Annotated in this window: 20 protein-coding genes; 12 read left to right on the forward strand and 8 right to left on the reverse strand. The window is 56.9% G+C overall.

The features are described 5' to 3' along the window. Nucleotides 1-47 precede the first annotated feature (47 nt). Together gmhB and ACOCLD_RS02860 are read left to right on the forward strand one after the other, a co-directional pair. A complete protein-coding gene (gene gmhB, locus ACOCLD_RS02855) occupies nucleotides 48-581 on the forward strand; it encodes a D-glycero-beta-D-manno-heptose 1,7-bisphosphate 7-phosphatase (RefSeq protein ID WP_422910777.1) in 534 nt (177 codons plus the stop codon). Nucleotides 582-613: 32 nt separating this feature from the next. Then, on the forward strand, nucleotides 614-1,387 hold the full coding sequence (locus ACOCLD_RS02860) for a lysophospholipid acyltransferase family protein (RefSeq protein WP_233685744.1): 774 nt from the start codon (nucleotides 614-616) through the stop codon (nucleotides 1,385-1,387). A 564-nt stretch (nucleotides 1,388-1,951) separates the two neighbouring features. Here the strand turns inward: ACOCLD_RS02860 and ACOCLD_RS02865 are convergent. From ACOCLD_RS02865 to dnaA, 8 genes are all read right to left on the reverse strand, one after another. Continuing rightward, nucleotides 1,952-4,339 carry a TOTE conflict system archaeo-eukaryotic primase domain-containing protein gene (locus ACOCLD_RS02865; RefSeq protein ID WP_422910778.1) on the reverse strand — a complete coding sequence of 796 codons (2,388 nt, stop codon included), beginning with the start codon at nucleotides 4,337-4,339 and terminating at the stop codon, nucleotides 1,952-1,954. 38 nt (nucleotides 4,340-4,377) lie between these two features. Continuing rightward, entirely contained in the window at nucleotides 4,378-4,665 is a 288-nt protein-coding gene (locus tag ACOCLD_RS02870; protein ID WP_125897923.1) for a type II toxin-antitoxin system RelE family toxin, read from the reverse strand. Further along, nucleotides 4,655-4,894 (reverse strand): type II toxin-antitoxin system RelB/DinJ family antitoxin, encoded by a 240-nt coding sequence (locus ACOCLD_RS02875; protein ID WP_422910779.1) that lies wholly within the window; start codon nucleotides 4,892-4,894, stop codon nucleotides 4,655-4,657. The genes ACOCLD_RS02870 and ACOCLD_RS02875 overlap by 11 nt, the downstream gene beginning before the upstream one ends. Before the next feature lie 519 nt (nucleotides 4,895-5,413). Further along, complete coding sequence (locus ACOCLD_RS02880; protein ID WP_422910780.1) at nucleotides 5,414-6,769, reverse strand: hypothetical protein; 1,356 nt, start codon at nucleotides 6,767-6,769, stop codon at nucleotides 5,414-5,416. Between the two features lie 325 nt (nucleotides 6,770-7,094). Beyond that, nucleotides 7,095-9,512 carry a DNA topoisomerase (ATP-hydrolyzing) subunit B gene (gyrB, locus tag ACOCLD_RS02885; RefSeq protein ID WP_422910781.1) on the reverse strand — a complete coding sequence of 806 codons (2,418 nt, stop codon included), beginning with the start codon at nucleotides 9,510-9,512 and terminating at the stop codon, nucleotides 7,095-7,097. Nucleotides 9,513-9,516: 4 nt separating this feature from the next. Continuing rightward, on the reverse strand, nucleotides 9,517-10,620 hold the full coding sequence (gene recF / locus ACOCLD_RS02890; protein ID WP_422910782.1) for a DNA replication/repair protein RecF: 1,104 nt from the start codon (nucleotides 10,618-10,620) through the stop codon (nucleotides 9,517-9,519). A 7-nt stretch (nucleotides 10,621-10,627) separates the two neighbouring features. Continuing rightward, a complete protein-coding gene (dnaN, locus tag ACOCLD_RS02895) occupies nucleotides 10,628-11,731 on the reverse strand; it encodes a DNA polymerase III subunit beta (protein ID WP_257776411.1) in 1,104 nt (367 codons plus the stop codon). Nucleotides 11,732-11,762: 31 nt separating this feature from the next. Next, nucleotides 11,763-13,235, reverse strand: coding sequence for a chromosomal replication initiator protein DnaA (gene dnaA, locus ACOCLD_RS02900; protein ID WP_422910783.1), 1,473 nt, complete (start codon nucleotides 13,233-13,235; stop codon nucleotides 11,763-11,765). Between the two features lie 522 nt (nucleotides 13,236-13,757). Between dnaA and rpmH the strand changes: the two genes are divergently transcribed. The 10 genes from rpmH (at nucleotide 13,758) to ACOCLD_RS02950 (ending at nucleotide 23,192) form a co-directional block, all read left to right on the forward strand. Beyond that, nucleotides 13,758-13,892 (forward strand): 50S ribosomal protein L34, encoded by a 135-nt coding sequence (gene rpmH, locus ACOCLD_RS02905; RefSeq protein WP_002551315.1) that lies wholly within the window; start codon nucleotides 13,758-13,760, stop codon nucleotides 13,890-13,892. A gap of 14 nt (nucleotides 13,893-13,906) precedes the next feature. Further along, entirely contained in the window at nucleotides 13,907-14,308 is a 402-nt protein-coding gene (gene rnpA, locus ACOCLD_RS02910) for a ribonuclease P protein component (RefSeq protein WP_257776413.1), read from the forward strand. Then, nucleotides 14,301-14,546 (forward strand): membrane protein insertion efficiency factor YidD, encoded by a 246-nt coding sequence (gene yidD, locus ACOCLD_RS02915; RefSeq protein WP_422582311.1) that lies wholly within the window; start codon nucleotides 14,301-14,303, stop codon nucleotides 14,544-14,546. The genes rnpA and yidD overlap by 8 nt, the downstream gene beginning before the upstream one ends. A 2-nt stretch (nucleotides 14,547-14,548) precedes the next feature. Further along, nucleotides 14,549-16,300 carry a membrane protein insertase YidC gene (gene yidC / locus ACOCLD_RS02920; protein ID WP_422910784.1) on the forward strand — a complete coding sequence of 584 codons (1,752 nt, stop codon included), beginning with the start codon at nucleotides 14,549-14,551 and terminating at the stop codon, nucleotides 16,298-16,300. 75 nt (nucleotides 16,301-16,375) lie between these two features. Then, nucleotides 16,376-17,743, forward strand: a complete 1,368-nt coding sequence (gene mnmE / locus ACOCLD_RS02925; RefSeq protein WP_422910785.1) for a tRNA uridine-5-carboxymethylaminomethyl(34) synthesis GTPase MnmE — start codon at nucleotides 16,376-16,378, stop codon at nucleotides 17,741-17,743. Between the two features lie 658 nt (nucleotides 17,744-18,401). Then, nucleotides 18,402-20,294: a tRNA uridine-5-carboxymethylaminomethyl(34) synthesis enzyme MnmG gene (gene mnmG / locus ACOCLD_RS02930; protein WP_422910786.1), complete on the forward strand. Its 1,893-nt coding sequence runs from the start codon at nucleotides 18,402-18,404 to the stop codon at nucleotides 20,292-20,294. Next, nucleotides 20,294-20,941 (forward strand): 16S rRNA (guanine(527)-N(7))-methyltransferase RsmG, encoded by a 648-nt coding sequence (rsmG, locus tag ACOCLD_RS02935; RefSeq protein ID WP_422910787.1) that lies wholly within the window; start codon nucleotides 20,294-20,296, stop codon nucleotides 20,939-20,941. Before mnmG ends, rsmG begins: the two co-directional genes overlap by 1 nt. Nucleotides 20,942-20,954: 13 nt before the next feature. Continuing rightward, nucleotides 20,955-21,743, forward strand: coding sequence for a ParA family protein (locus ACOCLD_RS02940; protein ID WP_257776419.1), 789 nt, complete (start codon nucleotides 20,955-20,957; stop codon nucleotides 21,741-21,743). Nucleotides 21,744-21,753: 10 nt separating this feature from the next. Next, nucleotides 21,754-22,626, forward strand: coding sequence for a ParB/RepB/Spo0J family partition protein (locus ACOCLD_RS02945; protein ID WP_257776420.1), 873 nt, complete (start codon nucleotides 21,754-21,756; stop codon nucleotides 22,624-22,626). A gap of 158 nt (nucleotides 22,627-22,784) precedes the next feature. After that, nucleotides 22,785-23,192, forward strand: coding sequence for a F0F1 ATP synthase subunit I (locus ACOCLD_RS02950; RefSeq protein ID WP_422910788.1), 408 nt, complete (start codon nucleotides 22,785-22,787; stop codon nucleotides 23,190-23,192). Nucleotides 23,193-23,199 lie beyond the last annotated feature (7 nt).

Here is a 23,199-nt window from a genome sequence, read left to right on the forward strand (position 1 = left end):
CTCTACCGGGTGCCGGCCATCACCGTCTCCCGGTTATGGATAACACGATGAAACTGCTGATTCTTGATCGCGACGGCGTAATCAATTACGACTCCGACGCCTATATCAAAAGCCTCGACGAATGGATTCCGCTGCCCGGTGCCATCGAAGCCATCGCGCGCCTGTCGCAAGCCGGCTGGACCGTAGCAGTGGCCACCAACCAATCGGGAATCGCCCGCGGCTATTACGACCTGGCCACGCTGGATGCCATGCACACGCGCCTGCGTGAACTGGTGGCCGAGCAGGGCGGTGAGCTGGGTCTGGTGGTCTACTGCCCGCATGGCCCGGATGAAGGCTGCAACTGCCGCAAGCCGAAACCCGGCATGCTCGAACAGATCGCGGCGTACTATGGCGTTGCACTCACGGGCGTGTGGTTTGTTGGCGACAGCAGCGGTGACCTGACAGCGGCCGGCGCCGTCGACTGTCAGCCAGTTTTGGTAAAGACCGGCAAGGGCGAACGCACCCTGGCCAAAGGATTGCCAGCGAGCACCCTGATATTCGATGATCTGGCGGCGGTTGCCGATCAGCTTCTCCACTTATAAAGCAGGCCCTGCCTGCGACGGTAAAAGCTCCCATGTCGACAGTGCAGACCATCAGAACTTTCTTCTTCTACCTGCTGCTCTCTTCCAGCTCGTTCTTCTGGTGCATTCTCAGCGTCTTCGTTGCACCCTTCCTACCCTTTCGCGCCCGCTATCGCTTCGTCATTCAGAACTGGTGCCGCTGCGCCGTCTGGCTGGCCAAGGTGGTGGTCGGTATCCGCTACGAGATCAAGGGACTGGAGAACATTCCGGAGCAGCCCTGCGTGATCCTGGCCAAGCACCAAAGCACCTGGGAAACCTTCTTCCTTTCCGGCTTCTTCGAACCGCTGAGCCAGGTGGTCAAACGTGAGCTGCTATACGTGCCGTTCTTCGGCTGGGCCATGGCCATGCTCAAGCCCATCGCCATCGACCGCAGCAACCCCAAAGCGGCGCTCAAGCAGCTGGCCAAGCAGGGTCATGAGCGACTGGAGCAGGGCGCCTGGGTTCTGGTCTTCCCGGAAGGCACACGTATCCCGCCAGGACAGATTGGCAAGTTCAGCCGCGGTGGTGCCGCCCTGGCAGTCAATGCAAACCTCCCAGTGCTGCCGATTGCCCACAACGCCGGTGAGTTCTGGCCCAAACTGGGCTGGAGCAAAACCCCAGGCACCATCCAGGTGGTGATCGGCCCGCTGATGCACGCCGAAGGCAGTGGTCCACGCGCCATCGCCGAACTCAATGATCGTGCCTTTGCCTGGGTCAGCCAGGCGCAGTACGAGATCGGCTCGCTGGACAGCCTGGATCAGCCTCTAGAGGCCACCGAGCCTGCCTGAACCATTGTGGATAACCTGTGCATCAAATACCGGCAGAGTGCCATTAATCAGTTCAAGACCATGATTTATAAATAGTTTTCTTGGACTGATTAACTCCTCGAATTGGTGCATAAGTTTTCCCGCATACGCTGCCAGCCGGCCTCTTAGAGGCCGGCTTTTTTATGCCGCATACAGCCGAAGAAACAGCACCAGATGTTCCATGTGGAACAAAAAAAGCCCCTGCAACTTGAACAGTTGCAGGGGCTTTTTAGTACTGCGGAACCTTGATGTCGCCGGGCGATAAAGGTGGCATTCACCACGCTATAAAAATCAATGGCTTACGTTAAAAATGGGCACCATTATTGGCACGATTGAGCCAGATAAAGTGGCATTTTCCGTCGAAATGACCGGAATAAATGGCATTTCCCGTACGCCCTGCCTTCCGGGCACTACAAGCCTGACAAACCACTGCCACTAAGCCACGCGGGCACTGGGCTGAACGGATTGCCAAAGTGTCAATGCAAGCAGCGTAACGGGGTTCCTGGCTTTGCGGAATCCCCATCCGTCGCAGTTTTCAAGACCGTGTCAGTCCTGCGTAAGAAGCTCCATTGAGCTGAATGAGTCGGCAAATTCATAGCCCATTGCCTTGTAGCCGGCCTGGCGCTTGCTCCACATACGCAGCAGGGCTGGATGCCCGGAGTCGATGAAATCGATGATACGGACATCTGCCTTATGAGCATGCTCCCGATGCAGGCGACCTGCATACTGCTGAAGGGTGCCCCTCCAGGACACCGGCATCGCCAGTACCAAGGTATCCAGAGCAGGATGATCGAATCCCTCACCGACCAATTTCCCAGTGGCCAGGATCACCCTGGATGCATCGGGCGACAGTGCTTCCAACTCACTGATTAGCGCAGCACGTTGCTTCTTAGACATCCGCCCATGAAGGGTAAAGAGGTTTTCGACCCGACCAACCAGCCTCTCCTCGATGGCACTGAGGTGATCCGTTCGCTCCGTCAGCAGCAGAATCTTTCTCCCCTGCCCCAAAGCGGCTTCGACCTCAGCCACAATCTTGTCTGTCCGCTCCGCATCGCTGCACACCTGCAAGAAGACGTCCTGAATGCCGGCGCCTTCTGCCATGACGATAGGCCGGAGCAACCACTTGGGAATTACCCGCAACTCTGCCGGGGCACTCTCAGGCCGAGAGGCGTTATGCCGAATCGGCCCGCACTGCATGAAAATAATCGGCTGTTGGCCATCGCGCCGGATGGGCGTTGCGGTCAGCCCCAGCACATATCTCGCAGGGGCCGCCTTGAAAAGGGCCTCAAACGAGACCGCCGACAGGTGATGGCATTCATCTACGATGATTTGCCCGTAGTTCTTTACCTGTTCGCTGACCTCACCCTGCCGCGATAAAGGCTGCATGACCGCGACATCAATGATGCCGGTCGGCTTGGCCTTACCTCCACCGATGCTGCCAACAGTCTTCTTGTCTGCCCCCAGAAATGCCTGCAATCGCTCCTTCCACTGCTGGAGCAATTCAGTGCGATGAACCAGCACCAGCGTGTTCACACCACGCCGGGCAATCAACGCAGCAGCAGTAACCGTTTTACCAAAGGCAGTTGGGGCACAGAGGATGCCGATGTCGTGCCCCAGCATACCTGCCAGTGCAGCCTCCTGATCCGAGCGCAATTTGCCGACGAAATGAACATCGATGGGCTCCCCAGCGAAGCGCTCATCATGCAGCACCAGTTCTATCTCGTTGTCATCCAGCAGAGTCTTGAGGTCATCCAGGCATCCACGCGGCAGGGCAATATGCTGCGGATAGTTTTCGGCACAGCCGATGACCCGGGGCTTGTTCCACACTGGCAGGCGCATGGCCTGAGCCTTGTAGAACTCGGGATTCTGAAATGCCGCCAGCCGGATGAGCTTGTTGGCCAATGGCTGGGGTAGTTCCGACTTGCTGAAATAGATCTGGTTTGCCAGGGTCACGCTCAGCGACGCGGGTAACGAACAGCTCAGCTTCCGAGTCTTTTCCGATGTGCGCTGCCAGGGCTTCACGCTCTCATCATCTGTTAAGTCAGCAACATCCAGCGGATGACGACCGCCACTGGCTCGCAGAGTTGTTGGTGCAATGTCCCTCACCTGCATGGGTTGAACACTGGCCAGAAATGCCCACTGATCGGGATAGGGCATCAGCGTCTCGTCAACAAAAACACTGCCACCTTGTGCTCGGGCCCTCTTCTGCAAGGGCAAAGCAATCAAGTTTCCGAAACCACCCTTGGGCATGCTGTCCTGGTTTGGAAACAGCCGGTCGTAAGAGCCCAGCGTCAGCTGCCGGGTACGTTCACAGGTATGGCTAATGATCGCGGAACCAAGCAGACGTACCTCAGACGCAGGAACGCTGTGCTCGAAAAATATCCAGGCATGGGCACCGTTGCCGGAGCGAGAAACTTCCAACGCAACCGGCACACCCAACTCACGACATGACTGGGCAAACGCCGTGACATCCTCACGCCAGTCGGCTTCATCAAAATCCACCGCCAGGAAGTAGCAGGTGTCATCCGGCAGCAGTGGGTAAACACCGACGACGATCTCTCCGGCCAAGTGCTTGTAGAGCACCTGGTCGGTCAGCGGTAGTAACTTCCGGTACGAGCAATCACCACATTTGATCCGTGGCTTCTCACAGACGCCTGGGCGCCATTCATTCGCGCACGCAGGTGAGTAGCCAGTCTTTCCGGCCTTGCTTTCCCAGCGCTGGGGAAAGACATCGGCACGCCCCCGGAACAGGCGCTTGAACAGCGCCAGTTTCTCATTGGTATCCAGAACCGGGACTAGCGGTGGCAGCGCCACGGCCTGCTCAGGCTTTGGCAGCTCAGCCGGTAGCCGCCACTCAATGCCATGCGTTTCCAGCAATGCGATCAGGCGAGCATTCTCGGCCCTTAGTTGCTCAACCAGATCGTCATCACTCATCGCATCAAAACCAGAATCTGCCTGACGTGAGCAGGGCGTTACTTGAGCCGCTCAGCGGCCTTGCGATAGGCCTGCTCGCGATCACGCCGATCCACGGCCACAACAAACACCACCACCTCATGATCGATCACCTGGTACACCAGGCGATAACCGCTGCTGCGCAGTTTGATCTTGTAGCAGTCGGGAAGTGAGTGAAGGCGATTGGCCTCAACTCGCGGATTGACCAACACCTCCGCGAGCTTTTTCTTGAGCTGCTCGCGAACGGTGTCGCCCAGCTTGTGCCACTCCTTCAGTGCCCGCGCATCGAATTCGAGGCTATAGGTCATCCAGCGAAACCTTCACGCGCTGGGGATCCGCAAGGCGTTCGCGCACTGTGGTAATCAGGGCCTCATCTTCCTCGGTCATCAGTACCGGACGGAAGGGGAGCTGACCGCGCTCGGCCACATATTGCAGGGCTTGGCGCATCAGCTCAGAAGGAGTGACGCCGAGCTTTTCCAGTTCACGGTATGCGCGGACTTTCAGCTCGTCGTCGATGCGGATATTGATCGAAGCCATGGGGGGGCCTCCACGTAAAGACATTCGTCATTACGATGGCATTTTTGCGCTTATTTGGCAACCGCTCGTTCACGATTGACGGGCATGGGTTGATGCCTGCCGCCGCCCTGCACGTTACTCGCTCATTATCTCGATCAGGGCTCCAGAGGTCGACGCAGATATCTACAGCGTTGTTGCCGCTAAAGTTACGCCAGAAAACATCATTCAGGTCTGATATCAATGATCTACAAGGGCTCTTAATGAGCACTTGTAGCGGGCCATCAGTGCAAAGCTTGCCCAGCTGACCCCTGCTGTAAAAACCGGAACACAGCTCCAGCTCGGCGAGCCCCAGGGCTCCGACAAATGCAGGGACAGGCCCTCACTTCCAAGCAAGCCTATCTTCTACCAGATACGCTCAGACCTGCTCTCACTTACGCCGATCTACGGCCACGACAAACAGCACCACTTGATGGCCAGAAGGCCTTGGTATGCCTACATCGGTTTTTTCCATTCAGAGCTGTAGTATCTGAACGCTGGGTTTTACACCTTAGGCCTAACGGCGTTCTTATCCTCAATTACGAATGATCGGGCCATCAAGTCACGAACGCCACCCAGCCGCTCTATCGCAGTCAACTCCGCAGTAATGTCCTTAACGACGGTGGCGTATGCCTTAGTCGCCTTAGACTTCAGGAATTCTGGGGTGGACAGCGCGAAGTCTCGCTCAGGTAGACCAGGTATACCCGCAAACCCAGTTATGAAATTTAGTGCCTTAATTAGAAAGCTGCCCTGGATTCCCTGAGCTGATGGCACTCCATACTCACGCTTCAGATCGCCGCAGATCTTCTCAATGTCACCTAATAGGTTTGTGGTGAGCTTGTTCCCGCTCGATACACCTTGCTCATCAAATGCAATCTTGATGGCTTTGAGACTCTCGCGGATGGTTACGAAATGATCTCTGTTTCGAATTTCTCTGGCAGCTTCAATTGCTGCACCAACGCTTCCGGACTCTTGCGTTAGCCATGCAGAGAAAATTGGAAGATCCAATGCTACGGTCTGGGTTGCCCCATGAGACTGTATGTCAGAGATGCTTGTTTTTGTTTTGTTCGCAAGATTCGAGAGTAACCGGGCGGTAAAGTCATGGCCGAAAGCCCCGGTTTTTTTCATCCAGTGCACTTGGTAAGCATGCCTGATCGGGTGGATGAAAGAGTCGGCCTTCAGGTGCTTAGCTGCTGTTGAATAGTAAATGGATTTGTAAGCGAGCCAGTTTAGAGATGCAACAAACATCTCTAGCTGCCTCGTTGCTCCGCCATAGTCGCCTGACTCTTTTCGTGAAAAATCGTCCTCAGTGAATTCGTGGCCATCCGACCCTACCAGCTTGACCGCCTTAGACCAACGTCCGCGCGTGTCTCCTACGTCTGCGAGCTCTGAAAATATTGCAGCACTTAAGCTGCTGTATTTACCGTACTCGTCAGTGTTCGGCTGCCCTAGCATCTTCATGGTCAGATAGTAGACACTGGAGCTTTTGTCCCAAGTGCAGATCATATTCATCTTGAGCTGCTCCAAGAGCTCTTTGAAGTCGTCGTCGACGAACTCACCGCCCCTAATTTCAGGCCGGATTAAAGCAGCTTCTCGTTTGGCGACCTCGTCGATTCGTTCAAGCTCATATTCATTCGGCGAGAGAAATCGAAGGTATGGAAATTGCTCCTTCCGGCTTTCTCTATGCTCTTCCTTGTAGTTGTCGATGCATAACAAGTCGTCGTAAAACAGAGTTCCTTGTAGAAAATTTTCTACCGCGCAAAGGTCTCCGTTGATGGTGTCTGTGTTTTTCACTGTGACCACACCCGTGGCTCGCTGAACAGCAGTGAGGGTGGCGTTGTCCATCAAAGCGTATGTCATGATCCTTCAATTCCATTTTTCTTAGCAGACGAGCCCACCCAGCCGCAATTTGCCATAGCTGATGGGTGATGCTGTTTTTATTGCCGTAAATTACCGTGCTCCATCCTGCCCTCAGGATCTCCCAGATTAAGCTCCCTCCAAAACGAGATTTTTCGGCATTTCTCTGTAGCTTCACTACAGAACCAGCCGATATCTGGTTCTCTACCTCTATATAACCTTCTGACATACAAAGAAAAACCCCGGCGCTAGGCCGGGGTAGTTTCTGATTTTGGCATGCCAATAACTCGCAAAACCATGCCAATTAATCTGCCCATCGACAACCGGGTCAGAAGTCCAGGTTGGATACCGCCAGGGCGTTGGTCTCGATAAAGTCACGACGCGGCTCTACCGCATCACCCATCAGCGTGTTGAAGATCTGGTCAGCCGCGATCGCATCCTCGATACGCACCTTGAGCATACGGCGCACTTCTGGGTCCATGGTGGTTTCCCAAAGCTGATCCGGGTTCATCTCACCCAACCCTTTATAGCGCTGGATGCTGTGGCGCTTGGTGCTTTCAGCCATCAGCCAGGCCAGCGCATCCTTGAAGGTAGTGACCGCTTTCTTGCGCTCGCCACGCTGCACATAGGCACCTTCTTCCAGCAGGTTGTTGAGCTGATCGCCCAGGCTGGTAACGGTCTTGTAGTCGTTACTGGCAAAGAAGTCGCGGTTGAAGATGATGTAGCTGGATACCCCATGGGAAACCAGTTCAACCTGCGGCAGCCAGAGGTGACGTTCCTGATCTTCGTGCAGGCTGGTCTTGTAGATCAGACCGGACTTCTCCATACCCTTGAGGCGCGCATCAAGCAGACCCAGCCATTGTTCCATAGCAGCTTTATCGGCCAGCAGCTCGGTCTCTACGCGCGGGATGTAGACGAAGTGTTCAGTCAGTTCGATCGGGTACAGACGCGACAGACGCTTGAGGGTTTTCATCACCAGGCGGTAATCATTGACCAACCGCTCCAGCGATTCACCGGACAGACCCGGCGCACCTTCATTGACATGCAAGCTGGCCTCTTCCAGGGCCGACTGCGTCATGTACTCATCCATGGCGTCGTCGTCCTTGATGTACTGTTCCTGCTTGCCTTTCTTGACCTTGTACAGCGGCGGTTGAGCAATGTAGATGTAGCCGCGCTCAACCAGCTCCGGCAACTGACGGAAGAAGAAGGTCAGCAGCAGGGTGCGGATGTGCGAACCGTCGACGTCGGCGTCGGTCATGATGATGATGTTGTGGTAGCGCAGTTTGTCGATGTTGTACTCATCGCGGCCGATGCCACAGCCCAGGGCGGTGATCAGGGTGCCGACTTCCTGAGAGGAAATCATCTTGTCGAAACGGGCTTTCTCGACGTTGAGGATCTTGCCCTTGAGCGGCAGGATCGCCTGAGTCTTGCGGTTACGGCCCTGCTTAGCAGAACCGCCCGCGGAGTCCCCTTCCACGATATAGAGTTCGGAAAGGGCAGGGTCTTTCTCCTGGCAGTCAGCCAGTTTGCCCGGTAGGCCGGCGATATCCAGCGCGCCTTTACGGCGGGTCATTTCGCGGGCCTTACGCGCTGCTTCACGAGCACGCGCAGCGTCGATCATCTTGCCGACTACGGCCTTGGCTTCGTTGGGGTTTTCCAACAGGAAGTCGGAGAAGTACTTGCCCATTTCCTGCTCGACCGCAGTTTTCACTTCGCTGGAAACTAGCTTGTCCTTGGTCTGCGAGCTGAATTTAGGGTCGGGAACCTTGACCGAGATGATCGCGGTCAGGCCTTCACGGGCATCATCACCCGTGGTGGCGATTTTGTGCTTCTTGGCCAGGCCTTCCTGCTCGATATAGGCATTCAGGTTACGCGTCAGCGCTGAACGGAAGCCGGCGAGGTGAGTACCACCATCGCGCTGCGGAATGTTGTTGGTGAAGCACAACAGGTTCTCGTTGAAGCTGTCGTTCCACTGCAGGGCGACTTCTACCCCCACACCGTCGTCACGCTGCACGGTGAAGTGGAACACCTGGTTGACCGCAGTCTTGTTGTGGTTGAGGTATTCAACGAAGGCACGCAGGCCACCTTCGTACTTGAACAGCTCTTCCTTGCCGCTGCGTTCATCCTTGAGCAGGATACCCACGCCGGAGTTGAGGAACGACAGTTCGCGTAGGCGCTTGGCCAGAATATCCCAGCTGAAATGGATATTGGCGAAGGTCTCTTCGGACGGTTTGAAGTGGATCTGCGTGCCAGTGGTATCACTGTCGCCAACCGTGGCAATGGGTGCTGTGGGCACACCATGCACATAGGTCTGCTCCCAGATCTTGCCACTGCGGCGGATGGTCAGAACCAGTTCCTTGGACAGCGCGTTAACCACGGAAACACCCACGCCGTGCAGACCGCCAGAAACCTTGTAGCTGTTGTCGTCGAACTTACCGCCTGCGTGCAGGACGGTCATGATCACTTCAGCGGCGGAAACGCCTTCTTCCTTGTGGATATCCACCGGAATACCGCGACCATTGTCGCGCACGCTGATCGACTCATCCGGGTGGATGGTGATGGTGATTTCACTGCAATGACCGGCCAAGGCTTCGTCAATCGAGTTATCGACCACCTCGAACACCATGTGGTGCAGACCGCTGCCATCGTCGGTATCGCCGATGTACATACCAGGCCGCTTGCGTACGGCATCCAGGCCCTTGAGGACCTTAATGTTATTGGAGTCGTACGTTTGGTTTTCGCTCATGCCTTCACTCCCGGTGGTCGTGGGTCTGGGTGATGCCACCATGTTCCACGTGGAACATGGCAACTGGCGTATCCGTGCGCCAGCCTTCCCTCAACAATTCATGGTCTACACAGGTGATAAACACCTGGCAGTGCAAGTCTTCCAACAATCGACACAACGCACGACGGTGCTGCTCATCCAGTTCTGACGGCAAGTCATCCACCAGATAAATGCATTGGCCGTGCTTGGCCTGATTAACTAAATGCCCCTGGGCAATGCGCAGGGCACATACAACCAACTTCTGCTGCCCGCGCGAAAGTATCTCGGCGGCATTGTGCGCTCCCAAACGCAACCTGAGATCAGCACGTTGGGGCCCTGCCTGGGTATGGCCCAGTTGCTGATCACGGGAGAGGGTAGAGGCGAGTACTGTGTTCAACTCACGCTCTTTATCCCACCCGCGGTAGTAGCTGAGGGTCAGCCCCTCCAGCTCAACCAACTCGTTCAGGGTACGCTCGAAAACCGGTTTCAAGGCCTGAATATAGGCGCGTCGATAACCGTCAATTTCGTCGCTAGCCAGGCATAACTCTCGGTCCCAGGCCGCTTGTGAAGCGGCGTCAAGTGTACCATGCCGCAGCCATGAGTTCCGCTGACGAAGGGCCTTCTGCAGGCGCTGCCAGGCTGGGAGAAAACGAGGTTCCACGTGGAACACTCCCCAGTCGAGAAACTGCCTACGAATCTTCGGTGCACCTTCGAGCAAACGGAAACTATCCGGATTGATCAACTGCAGCGGCAGCGTCTCAGCAAGCTGCGCAGCGCTGCGCGCATTTTGCCCATCGATACGAATCTGAAACTCGCCCTGGCGATCCCGCGAAATTCCCAAACTGCTTTGTCGACCATCGCACAGCTGCACCTGACCGAAAATTGTGCAGGCAAGCTGATCGTACTGAATAACCGGAAGCAAGCGTGTGCTGCGAAACGAACGGGCCAACCCCAACAGGTGAATGGCTTCGAGCAGGCTGGTTTTACCGCTGCCGTTGGCACCGGAGAGGATATTGATACGCGGGGAGGGGGAGAGGGTCACCGGGTGCAGGTTACGCACCGCGGTGACGGTAAAGCGAGTAAGGGACATTCAGTGGTTACAGGCGCATCGGCATAACAACATAAGAAGAGTCGTCATTGTCCGCTTCCTGCACCAGGGCACTGCTGTTGGCATCGGAGAGGATCAGACGCACTTGGTCGGTGGTCATCACGCTCAGCACGTCGAGCAGATAGCTGACGTTAAAACCGATTTCCAGCGAGCCGCCGTTGTAGTCCACGGCGATCTCTTCTTCCGCTTCTTCCTGCTCCGGGTTGTTGGCCTGAATTTTCAGCAAGCCCGATTCCAGTTGCAGACGGATACCACGGTATTTCTCGTTGGACAGAATCGCAGTACGGCTAAACGCTTCGCGCAGCCCTTGGCGATCGGCGACCACCAGCTTGTCACCACCACGCGGCAACACTCGCTCGTAATCCGGGAATTTGCCGTCGACCAGTTTCGAGGTGAAGGTGAACTCGCCAGTGGTGGCGCGGATATGGTGCTGACCAAGAACGATGCTGACGCTACCGTCCTGTTCGGTGAGTAAACGAGCCAGTTCAAGAATACCTTTGCGCGGCACAATAACCTGATGACGCTCGACTTGTTCGATCGCTGCTTCCATCGAGCACATGGCCAGACGGTGACCGTCGGTAGCCACCGCACGGAGGATGCCGGTCTGAACTTCCAGCAACATACCATTGAGGTAATAACGCACATCTTGCTGCGCCATGGCAAAGCTGGTGCGTTCGATCAGACGACGCAGCCGGCTTTGTACCAGGCTAAAGGTCAGCGAGCCTGGGCCTTCCTCAACTGTCGGGAAATCATTGGCGGGCAGGGTGGACAGGCTGAAGCGGCTGCGGCCGGCTTTGACCAGTAGCTTCTGCTCGTCGATACGGATATCGATCAGCGCATCAGAAGGCAGACTTTTACAGATGTCCATCAGCTTGCGCGCCGGTACGGTGATCTCACCCGGCTGCGCAGGCTCTTCCAGGGTCACGCGACCGACCAGCTCGACTTCCAGGTCGGTACCGGTCAGCGACAGCTGCTGGCCTTCGACCACCAGCAGCACGTTAGAGAGAACCGGCAAGGTCTGACGGCGTTCCACGACGCCGGCGACCAGTTGCAGAGGTTTCAACAAGGCTTCGCGTTGAATGGTGAAATGCATGGTCTAGTCCCTTGCCTAGTGGAGTTGCGTATTAGGTAGTCAGCGTACGCAGCAAATTCTTATAGTCCTCGCGGATGTCCGCGTCGGATTCTTTAAGTTCAGCAATCTTACGGCATGCATGCAATACCGTTGTGTGATCGCGGCCGCCGAAGGCGTCACCAATTTCCGGCAGGCTGTGGTTGGTCAGCTCTTTCGACAAGGCCATGGCCACCTGGCGCGGGCGCGCGACTGAACGCGAGCGGCGCTTGGACAGCAGATCAGAAATCTTGATCTTGTAATACTCGGCCACGGTGCGCTGGATATTGTCGATGCTGACCAGCTTGTCCTGCAGGGCCAACAGGTCCTTGAGCGACTCGCGGATCAACTCGATGGTAATGTCCCGGCCCATGAAGTGCGAGTGGGCGATGACACGCTTCAACGCGCCTTCCAGCTCACGCACGTTGGAGCGAATGCGCTGGGCAATAAAGAAGGCGGCATCGTGCGGCAGATCGACTTTGGCCTGATCGGCCTTCTTCATCAGAATCGCCACGCGAGTTTCCAGCTCCGGCGGCTCGACAGCTACCGTCAACCCCCAACCGAAGCGTGACTTGAGTCGTTCTTCCAGGCCTTCGATTTCTTTCGGGTAACGGTCGCTGGTAAGAATCACCTGCTGACCACCTTCGAGCAAAGCGTTGAAGGTGTGGAAGAACTCTTCCTGGGAGCGCTCTTTTTTGGCGAAGAATTGAATGTCATCGATCAGCAGTGCATCCACCGAACGGTAGAAGCGCTTGAATTCGTTGATCGCATTCAGTTGCAAGGCCTTGACCATGTCCGCGACAAAGCGCTCGGAATGCAGGTACACCACCTTGGCATTCGGATTCTTCGCAAGCAGGTGATTACCCACCGCATGCATCAAGTGGGTTTTCCCCAGGCCCACGCCACCGTAAAGGAACAGCGGGTTGTAACCGTGCTTGGGGTTGTCCGCCACCTGCCAGGCTGCCGCGCGAGCCAACTGGTTGGATTTACCTTCAACGAAGTTATCGAAGGTAAAGGTGCGGTTCAGGTAGCTGGTGTGCTTCAGGCCACCTTCTACCTGCACTGTGCGCTCGGTACGCACTGGCGCCTGCTGGCTGGCCGCACCGGCCATGGAATCGAAGCTTGCGCGCAACGGCTCACTGCCAGCGCTGTTCGCCGCCGATCCGGTAGGCAGCGGAGTAGGCGTATCCAACGAAGCTACTGCCGGAGCAGCTACAGGTGCTGCTGCACGTGGGGCGCTGCTGCGTTTACTGCCTATTAATAAGGAAAGATCCGGAACCAGGCCATTGGTCCGTTCCGTAAGCAGCTCAAGCAGGCGACTGAGGTATTTCTCATTGACCCAATCAAGCACAAAACGATTGGGCGCATACACGCGAAGCTGATCGCCTTCGGCTTCGACCTGCAGTGGGCGGATCCAGGTGTTGAATTGCTGAGCAGGCAGCTCATCGCGCAAAAGCTCGACGCACTGTTGCCAAAGTTCCACAGACACGGACATCCCCTAAAATCGAAAGGCGCGAGGCAAAAAACAGCCGTCATTGTAGCTGTCGGGGGGCGAGTTATCCACATGTAAGCATGCGTAGGCACAAGGAAAATCAAGGTCTTATCATGCATGTCAGTTATCCAAAACCACAGCTAAAGGCTGTGGATAACAAAACCTAAGCTCTAGGGATAAGCCCGGGTAAAAACCAGTGGACAACCCTGCTGTGGGTAAAATTGCATTTCATCCTCAGCTTGTGCGCGGTTTCCACACAGTTGCAGCACCACTTTCTGACAGACTTACCCTTGGCGATAAGCCTTTAAAACCGTGGCCTTCAGGTACTTATGCACAGAACCTGGCATAGCTAATAGCTTCTAACGCTACTAAACATCTTTAAATATTCTCTTCTTTATATTTCTTTATCCAGGAAAAGCCTGGTTGGAAATTGACCTGACCCTCGGGTTTCTCTAGAATTGCCGGTCTCTTAAAACGGGGGCCATTCCGGCCCGTAGTCGACCACCCAGGTACCGCACCATGAAACGTACTTTCCAACCCAGCACTATCAAACGCGCTCGCACCCACGGTTTCCGCGCTCGTATGGCCACCAAGAACGGCCGTGCTGTCCTGTCGCGTCGCCGCGCCAAGGGCCGTAAGCGTCTCGCCGTCTAAATTTCGGTCTTGTGGTGAGTCGAGACTTCAGTCGGGAAAAGCGTCTGCTAACTCCCCGGCAATTCAAGGCAGTCTTCGACTCCCCTAGCGGCAAAGCTCCGGGCAAAAATGTCCTGCTGCTGGCGCGCAACAATGAGCTGGATCATCCCCGTCTGGGCCTGGTGATCGGCAAAAAGAGCGTCAAGCTCTCGGTTGAGCGCAATCGTCTGAAACGCCAGATCCGCGAATCGTTCCGCCTGAACCAGGACAATCTGGTCGGATGGGACATCGTGGTGGTTGCGCGTAAAGGCCTTGGTGATCTGGAAAACGTTGAACTGGCCCGCCAGTTTGGCAAGCTCTGGAAACGCCTCGAACGCAGCAAGCCAAGCCCGGCAGCCGTCGCAACCCCTGGGGTGAACGACAGTCCCCATGCGTAAACTGGCTTTGCTTCCCATCCAGTTCTACCGCTACGCCATCAGCCCCTTGATGGCCAGTCACTGTCGTTTCTACCCAAGCTGTTCTTGCTACGCGCTTGAAGCCATTGAACATCATGGCGTCATGCGCGGTGGCTGGCTGACTCTGCGTCGGCTTGGCCGCTGTCACCCGTGGAATCCCGGTGGCTACGACCCGGTTCCCTGCGCGAAAACTTCCCGTTCCTCTTCGATGGCCGAATAATCATGGATATTCAACGCTCGATCCTGATCGTCGCCCTGGCAATCGTGTCCTATATGATGGTTCTCCAGTGGAACCAGGACTACGGTCAAGCTGCCCTGCCGACAGAAATTGCCGCGACCAGCAGCACTGTACCCGGCTTGCCGGATACCACTGCCACCACTTCAACTCCAGCTGGCAGCGACGATATTCCGAGCGCCACCACGGCTGTTGAACCCAGCGCCATCAGTGCCGCACCGGCTGCTGCCAGCGATGAGCTGATTCGCGTGAAGACCGATGTGCTGGATCTGGCCATCGACCCGCGTGGTGGTGATGTGGTGCAACTGCGTTTGCCGCAGTATCCGCGTCGTCAGGACCGTCCAGATGTACCGTTCCAGTTGTTCGACAACGGTGGCGAGCGCACCTACCTGGCGCAGAGCGGTTTGATCGGCAGCAACGCGCCGGACAAATCCAGCGGTCGTGCTCTGTGGAGCAGCGAGCAGAAGAGCTATGAACTGGCCGACGGTCAGGATCAGCTGCAGGTTGACCTCAAGCTCAGCGAAGACGGCGTCAACTACATCAAACGCTTCACCTTCAAACGTGGTCTGAATGCTGATTGTTCCTCCAAGGAACAGCAGCAGAAGAAACCCGGCTGCGTTGATCCTTCGTCCTATCAGGTGACGGTCAGCTACCTGATCGACAACCAGAGTGGTCAGGCCTGGAGCGGCAACATGTTTGCCCAGCTCAAGCGTGATGGCAGCGACGATCCATCGTCCACCACTGCGACCGGTACTGCGACCTACCTCGGTGGTGCGCTGTGGACTGCCGAAGAGCCGTACAAAAAAGTGTCGATGAAAGACATCGACAAACAAGCCTTCAAAGAAAGCGTTCAAGGAGGCTGGGTTGCCTGGCTACAGCATTACTTCGTCACTGCCTGGATCCCAAGCAAAGACAGCACTAACCAAGTACAGACCCGCAAAGACAGCCAAGGCAACTACATCGTCGGCTTTACCGGCCCGGCCATTCAGGTTGCTGCCGGCGCTCAGGGCGAAACCAGTGCAGTTCTGTATGCCGGCCCGAAGCTACAAGGCCATCTGAAGACCCTGTCTCCAGGTCTTGAGCTGACAGTCGACTACGGCATCCTGTGGTTCCTGGCTCAGCCGATCTTCTGGCTGCTGGAAGTTATCCACAACCTGCTCGGCAACTGGGGCTGGTCGATCATTGTGTTGACCATCATCATCAAGCTGATCTTCTTCCCGCTGTCCGCCGCCAGCTACAAATCCATGGCACGCATGCGTGCCGTTGCCCCGAAACTGGCTCAGCTAAAAGAGCAGTTCGGTGACGATCGCCAGAAGATGTCCCAGGCGATGATGGAGCTGTACAAGAAAGAGAAGATCAACCCGCTGGGCGGCTGCCTGCCGATCCTGGTGCAGATGCCGGTATTCCTCGCCCTGTACTGGGTGCTGCTGGAATCGGTAGAAATGCGTCAGGCCCCATGGTTGCTGTGGATTACTGACCTGGCGATCAAGGACCCGTACTTCATCCTGCCGATCATCATGGGCGCGACCATGTTTATCCAGCAGCAGCTCAACCCGACGCCACCGGACCCGATGCAAGCCAAGGTACTGAAAATGATGCCAATCATCTTCACCTTCTTCTTCCTCTGGTTCCCTGCGGGTCTGGTGCTGTACTGGGTGGTCAACAACGTCTTGTCGATTGCTCAGCAGTGGTACATTACCCGCAAGATCGAAGCTGCAACCAAGGCTGCCAACGCCTGAGTCGTAGAGGCTTCTAAGCTGTAACAAACGCCCCTTTTCAGGGGCGTTTTGCTATGCCCAATTCAGGAGAGCCGCATGCAAACCGTCACCGAAACCATTGCTGCCGTCGCCACCGCCCAGGGCCGTGGAGGGGTTGGCATCGTGCGGGTGTCCGGGCCATTGGCCAGTCAATTGGCGCAAGCAATCTGTCAGCGCAAACTGCAACCGCGCTATGCCCACTACGGGCCGTTCTTTGCCGACGGTGAACAGGTGCTGGACGAAGGCCTGGCCCTGTACTTCCCTGGGCCTAACTCCTTCACCGGTGAAGATGTGCTGGAACTGCAGGGCCATGGCGGCCCAGTGGTGCTCGACCTGCTGCTGCGTCGCTGTGTACAACTCGGCGCACGCCTGGCGCGACCCGGCGAGTTCAGTGAGCGCGCTTTTCTCAATGACAAGCTCGACCTGGCTCAGGCCGAGGCAATTGCCGACCTGATCGAAGCCAGTTCCGAGCAAGCAGCGCGCAATGCACTGCGTTCGCTGCAAGGCGAGTTCTCCCGTCGCGTACATGGCCTGACCGAGCGGCTAATAAGCCTGCGTATCTATGTCGAAGCGGCCATCGATTTTCCCGAAGAAGAAATCGACTTTCTCGCCGATGGCCATGTGCTGGGTCTGCTCGATGGTGTGCGTACCGACCTCGCCGGTGTGCTGCGTGAAGCCGGCCAGGGCGCACTGCTGCGCGATGGTATGACCGTGGTGATTGCCGGCCGGCCAAATGCCGGCAAGTCCAGCCTGCTCAATGCCTTGGCCGGACGTGAAGCCGCTATCGTCACCGAGATCGCTGGTACCACCCGCGACGTGCTGCGCGAACATATCCACATCGATGGCATGCCGCTGCATGTGGTGGACACCGCCGGCCTGCGTGATACCGAGGATCAGGTCGAGCGCATCGGCGTCGAGCGTGCGCTGAAAGCTATTGGCGAAGCTGATCGCATTCTGCTGGTGGTAGATGCTACGGCGTCGGAAGCCGATGATCCCTTTGCCCTGTGGCCAGAATTTCTTGACCAACGACCTGATTCGGCCAAGGTCACCCTAATTCGCAACAAGGCCGACCTGTCTGGCGAGTCGGTGGCACTGGAAGTCTGCAACGACGGTCACGTCACCATCAGCCTGTCGGCAAAATCCACCGAGGGCCTGGACCTGCTCAGGGAACACCTCAAGGCCTGCATGGGTTATGAACAGACCTCAGAGAGCAGCTTTAGCGCGCGCCGGCGTCACCTGGAAGCCCTGCGACAGGCGGCCGCTCATCTTGAGCACGGTCATGCCCAGCTAACCCTGGCCGGCGCTGGCGAACTGCTGGCTGAAGACCTGCGCATGGCCCAGCAGGCGCTTGGAGAAATCACCGGTGCGTTCAGTTCCGATGACCTGCTGGGGCGAATCTTCTCCAGCTTCTGTATCGGCAAATAGCCTCGCTTAGACCGGTAGGATGGGTTAGCGACGAGACCGTTGAGCCTGTTATCACTGCCCATTCCACCCGCCGCGTAACCCATCAACTGCACAATATTTCTGATGGGTTACGGCGCATCAAATCCTGCGCCGCATTCGCAATTCCTCCCTGCGCCTAAGCCATCCTACGTCCTGAAATCACAACTTATGCCATCCAGGTAGGCCTCAGCCTGCCCGCAATTGATACGTCCAGCCATTCATTGACTCACCTAAGCCCTGTGGAAAACCCGACCTAAGCCCTGCCTATAACCCGGTGACAAAACGGAGGATAACCGCCGCTGTGGATAACCATAGGTTTCATCCACAGCTTGCGTACGGCAACTGAACAGGCAGACGTCAGGATCAGCACAGACTTTTTAAACACTGCAGGCCTTGAATTTATTGGTCTGTAGCAATCTATCCACAGAAAAGCTGTTGCTAAGTAATAAACATATAAACAAGGCTTTATAAAAATTCATTCATTTATTCTTTATTAACCGACACACCTGCGCAGCCCTTTGCCAGCTGGCTATTTTTTGTGCAAAAGGCTTCATTCACACTGGCTTAGTCCCTATACTTGCCGTCTTTCCAGCTTTTCATCCCAAAAGCCCCCCAATTCTCAACAGGCACGAGGTGCGTGGTGGATTTCCCTTCCCGTTTTCAGGTGATCGTCATCGGTGGTGGCCATGCCGGTACCGAAGCCGCATTGGCCGCAGCACGCATGGGTGTCAAAACCCTGCTGTTGACCCATAACGTGGAAACACTTGGGCAGATGAGCTGTAACCCGGCCATTGGCGGTATCGGCAAAAGCCATCTGGTTAAGGAAATCGACGCCCTGGGCGGTGCCATGGCTGAAGCCACCGACCGCGGTGGCATTCAGTTCCGCGTGTTGAACAGCCGCAAAGGTCCGGCAGTGCGCGCCACCCGCGCTCAGGCCGACCGTGTGCTCTACAAAGCCGCAATTCGCGAAACTTTGGAAAACCAGGCCAACCTGTGGATATTTCAGCAAGCAGCTGATGACCTGATTGTGGAAAACGCCGAGGTCAAAGGCGTTGTCACTCAGATGGGCCTGCGGTTTATGGCGGATTCCGTGGTGTTGACTACCGGAACCTTCCTCGGTGGACTTATCCACATCGGTCTGCAGAACTACTCCGGCGGTCGTGCCGGTGATCCGCCCTCGATTGCCCTGGCGCATCGTCTGCGTGAGTTGCCGCTGCGCGTTGGTCGTTTGAAAACCGGTACGCCGCCACGCATCGATGGTCGATCGGTGGATTTCTCGGTGATGACCGAACAGCCAGGCGATACACCGACACCGTTGATGTCGTTCCTCGGTCGCGCCGAGCAGCAGCCACGCCAGATCAGCTGCTGGATCACCCATACCAACGCGCGCACCCATGAAATCATTGCGGCCAACCTCGATCGTTCGCCGATGTATTCCGGGGTGATCGAAGGTGTTGGTCCGCGCTACTGCCCGTCAATCGAAGACAAGATTCATCGCTTCGCCGACAAAGACAGCCATCAGGTATTTATCGAGCCCGAAGGCCTGAATACCCACGAGCTGTATCCGAATGGCATTTCCACCTCGCTGCCGTTCGATGTGCAACTGCAGATTGTGCGCAGCATTCGCGGCATGGAAAACGCGCATATCGTGCGACCCGGTTACGCCATCGAGTACGACTACTTCGACCCGCGTGACCTCAAGTACAGCCTGGAAACCAAGGTAATTGCCGGGCTGTTCTTTGCCGGTCAGATCAACGGCACCACCGGTTACGAAGAAGCTGGCGCGCAAGGCTTGCTCGCGGGCTGTAACGCGGCGCTGCGTGCTCAGGGCAAGAACAGTTGGTGCCCGCGTCGCGATGAGGCTTACATTGGCGTGCTGGTCGATGACCTGATCACCCTGGGTACCCAGGAGCCGTACCGCATGTTCACTTCGCGCGCCGAATACCGGCTGATCCTGCGCGAAGACAATGCCGACCTGCGCCTGACCGAAAAGGGCCGCGAGTTGGGTCTGGTCGATGATGTGCGCTGGGCCGCCTTCGAAGCCAAGCGCGAAGGCATCATTCAAGAAGAACAGCGCCTGAAAAGCACTTGGGTGCGCCCAGGTACGCCTCAGGGCGATGCGATTGCCGAGCAGTTCGGTACGCCGTTGGCCCATGAATACAACCTGCTCAACCTGCTCTCGCGTCCGGAAATCGATTACGCCGGGCTGGTGGCTATCACCGGTGGTGGTGCGCAAGATCCGCAGGTGGCCGAACAGGTCGAAATCAAGACCAAGTACGCCGGCTATATCGACCGCCAGCAGGACGAAATCGCCCGTCTACGCGCCAGTGAAGACACCAAGCTGCCGCTGGATATCGACTACGCCGCGATTTCCGGTCTGTCCAAAGAAATCCAGCACAAGCTCGGTAACAGCCGCCCGGAAACCTTGGGCCAGGCCTCGCGAATTCCCGGCGTCACCCCAGCGGCGATTTCCTTGCTGCTGATCCACCTGAAAAAGCGCACTGCCAGTCAGCAGTTGGAGCACAGCGCCTGATGTCGTTGGTCACCGCACGCCATGCCGAAGAACTGAGCCAGGGCGCTCTGGAGCTGGGTGTTGAACTCAGCGCACAGCAGCACGAGCAATTGCTCGCCTATCTGGCCCTGCTGATCAAATGGAACAAGGCCTACAACCTCACTGCGGTGCGCGATCCAGACGAAATGGTCTCGCGTCACCTGCTCGACAGCCTGTCGGTGGTGCCCTTCGTCGCCGAGCGCGGTAACAGCTGGCTGGACGTCGGCAGTGGCGGCGGTATGCCAGGCATTCCGCTGGCCATTCTGTTTCCCGAGCGGCAGTTCACCCTGCTCGACTCCAACGGCAAGAAGACCCGCTTCCTGACGCAGGTGAAACTGGAGCTGAAACTGGCCAATCTGCAAGTTATCCACAGCCGGGTTGAAGAGTTCCGACCCGACATGCCGTTCGCCGGCATCTGTTCGCGGGCGTTCAGTTCGCTGGAGGACTTCAGCAACTGGACCCGTCATCTCGGCGACAGCAATACCGAGTGGCTAGCGATGAAAGGTGTGCACCCGGATGACGAACTGCAGGCCCTGCCAGCGGACTTCCGTCTCAGCGCCACCCATGTACTCAAGGTTCCCGGTTGCCAAGGTCAGCGCCATCTGTTGATACTGCGTCGCTCGGTCTAGGGGGAACGGCAGCATGGCTAAGGTATTCGCAATCGCTAACCAGAAAGGCGGCGTGGGCAAAACCACCACCTGCATCAATCTGGCTGCTTCGCTGGTGGCGACCAAGCGCCGTGTGCTGCTGATCGACCTCGATCCCCAGGGCAACGCGACCATGGGCAGTGGTGTGGATAAGCATGCGCTGGAGCATTCGATCTACGACGTGCTGATCGGCGAATGCAACCTGGTTGATGCCATGCAGTTTTCCGAGCACGGCGGCTACCAATTGCTGCCAGCCAACCGCGATCTGACCGCCGCAGAAGTCTCGCTGCTGGAAATGAAAATGAAGGAAAGCCGCCTGCGTTATGCGTTGGCGCCGATTCGTGAAAATTACGATTACATCCTCATCGACTGCCCGCCGGCGCTGTCGATGCTTACGGTCAACGCCCTGGTAGCTGCCGACGGCGTGATCATCCCCATGCAGTGCGAGTACTACGCACTGGAAGGGTTGTCCGATCTGGTCAACAGCATCCAGCGCATCGCTGAACTGCTCAATCCCAATCTGAAGATCGAAGGCCTGCTGCGCACCATGTACGACCCGCGCATCAGCCTGACCAACGATGTTAGCGCCCAACTCAAGCAGCACTTTGGCGACAAGCTGTATGACGCGGTCATTCCGCGTAACGTCCGCCTGGCCGAAGCGCCGAGCTTTGGCATGCCGGCGCTGGTGTATGACAAGCAATCCCGTGGTGCCATTGCCTACCTGGCCCTGGCCGGCGAGTTGGTCCGCCGTCAGCGTGCCAACGCCCACACCGCAACCGCATAAGGAAATTCCCATGGCTGTGAAAAAACGAGGACTGGGACGCGGTCTGGATGCCCTGCTGGGCGGCAGCAGCGTCAGCGCGTTGCAGGAAGAAGCCGCGCAGGTCGACAGCCGTGAACTGCAACACGTGCCTTTGGATCTGATCCAGCGCGGCAAGTACCAGCCGCGCCGTGACATGGATGCCACAGCCCTGGAAGAGCTGGCCGCCTCGATCAGGGTGCATGGCGTGATGCAACCCATCGTGATTCGCCCGATTGGCGGTGAACGTTTCGAGATCGTTGCCGGTGAACGTCGCTGGCGCGCCAGTCAGCAGGCCGGGCTGGACAGAATTCCGGCCATGGTCCGTGAACTGCCGGATGAAGCCGCCATCGCCATGGCGTTGATCGAGAACATCCAGCGCGAAGACCTCAATCCGATTGAAGAAGCCGTCGCCTTGCAGCGGCTGCAGCAGGAGTTCGAGCTGACCCAGCAGCAGGTCGCCGATGCGGTGGGTAAGTCGCGGGTGACCATCAGCAACCTGTTGCGTCTGATTGCCCTCCCTGAAGAGATCAAGACTCTGCTGGCCCATGGCGATCTGGAGATGGGACATGCCCGTGCCCTGCTGGGTTTGCCGGCCGAACAGCAGACTGAAGGTGCGCGACACGTTGTCGCACGCGGCCTCACTGTGCGTCAGACCGAAGCCCTGGTTCGGCAGTGGCTGAACAGCAAAGACAAGCCCGCAGCAGTGGCCAAAGTCGACCCGGACATCACCCGCCTGGAACAGCGCCTGGCCGAGCGCCTGGGCTCGCCGGTGCAGATCAAGCACGGGCAGAAAGGCAAAGGTCAGCTGGTGATCAGCTACAGCTCGCTGGACGAACTGCAGGGCGTACTCGCTCACATTCGTTGAAACAATTGAGCGTGTAGCGACTAGTCGGAAATCACTACCCGGCAGTTGAATGGGGGGGGAACCACCCCTATACTCTGCGCGCATTTCGTCGGCACAAAGTATGCCAAGTTATTGATTTCAAGGTGCCGACGCCCGAGTTCAGCTTTCAGGAAAACAAGATGGACGTTCGCACGCCGAATCGCCTGCCCTTCCATCGCCTTGTTGTTTTCCCGGTACTGCTGGTGCAACTGCTGGTTCTGCTGCTTCTGGCCCTGGTGTTATGGCAGTGGCAAGGCGCAGTAGCCGGTTACTCGGGGTTGTGTGGTGGCCTGATTGCCTGGCTGCCGAATCTGTATTTTGCCCACAAGGCGTTCCGTTTCAGTGGAGCGCGGGCTGCTCAAGCCATCGTCCGGTCTTTTTATGCCGGTGAGGCGGGCAAACTGGTTTTAACGGCAGTGCTGTTTGCACTGACCTTTGCAGGTGTGAAACCTCTGGAACCGCTGGCTGTATTTGGCGTGTTCTTTCTGACCCAGTTGGTCAATTGGTTTTCGCCCCTGCTGATGAAAACAAGACTTTTAAGACCTTAGCGCTCGA

The organism is Pseudomonas cimarronensis (genome assembly GCF_049331905.1).
Taxonomy (GTDB): Bacteria; Pseudomonadota; Gammaproteobacteria; order Pseudomonadales; family Pseudomonadaceae; genus Aquipseudomonas.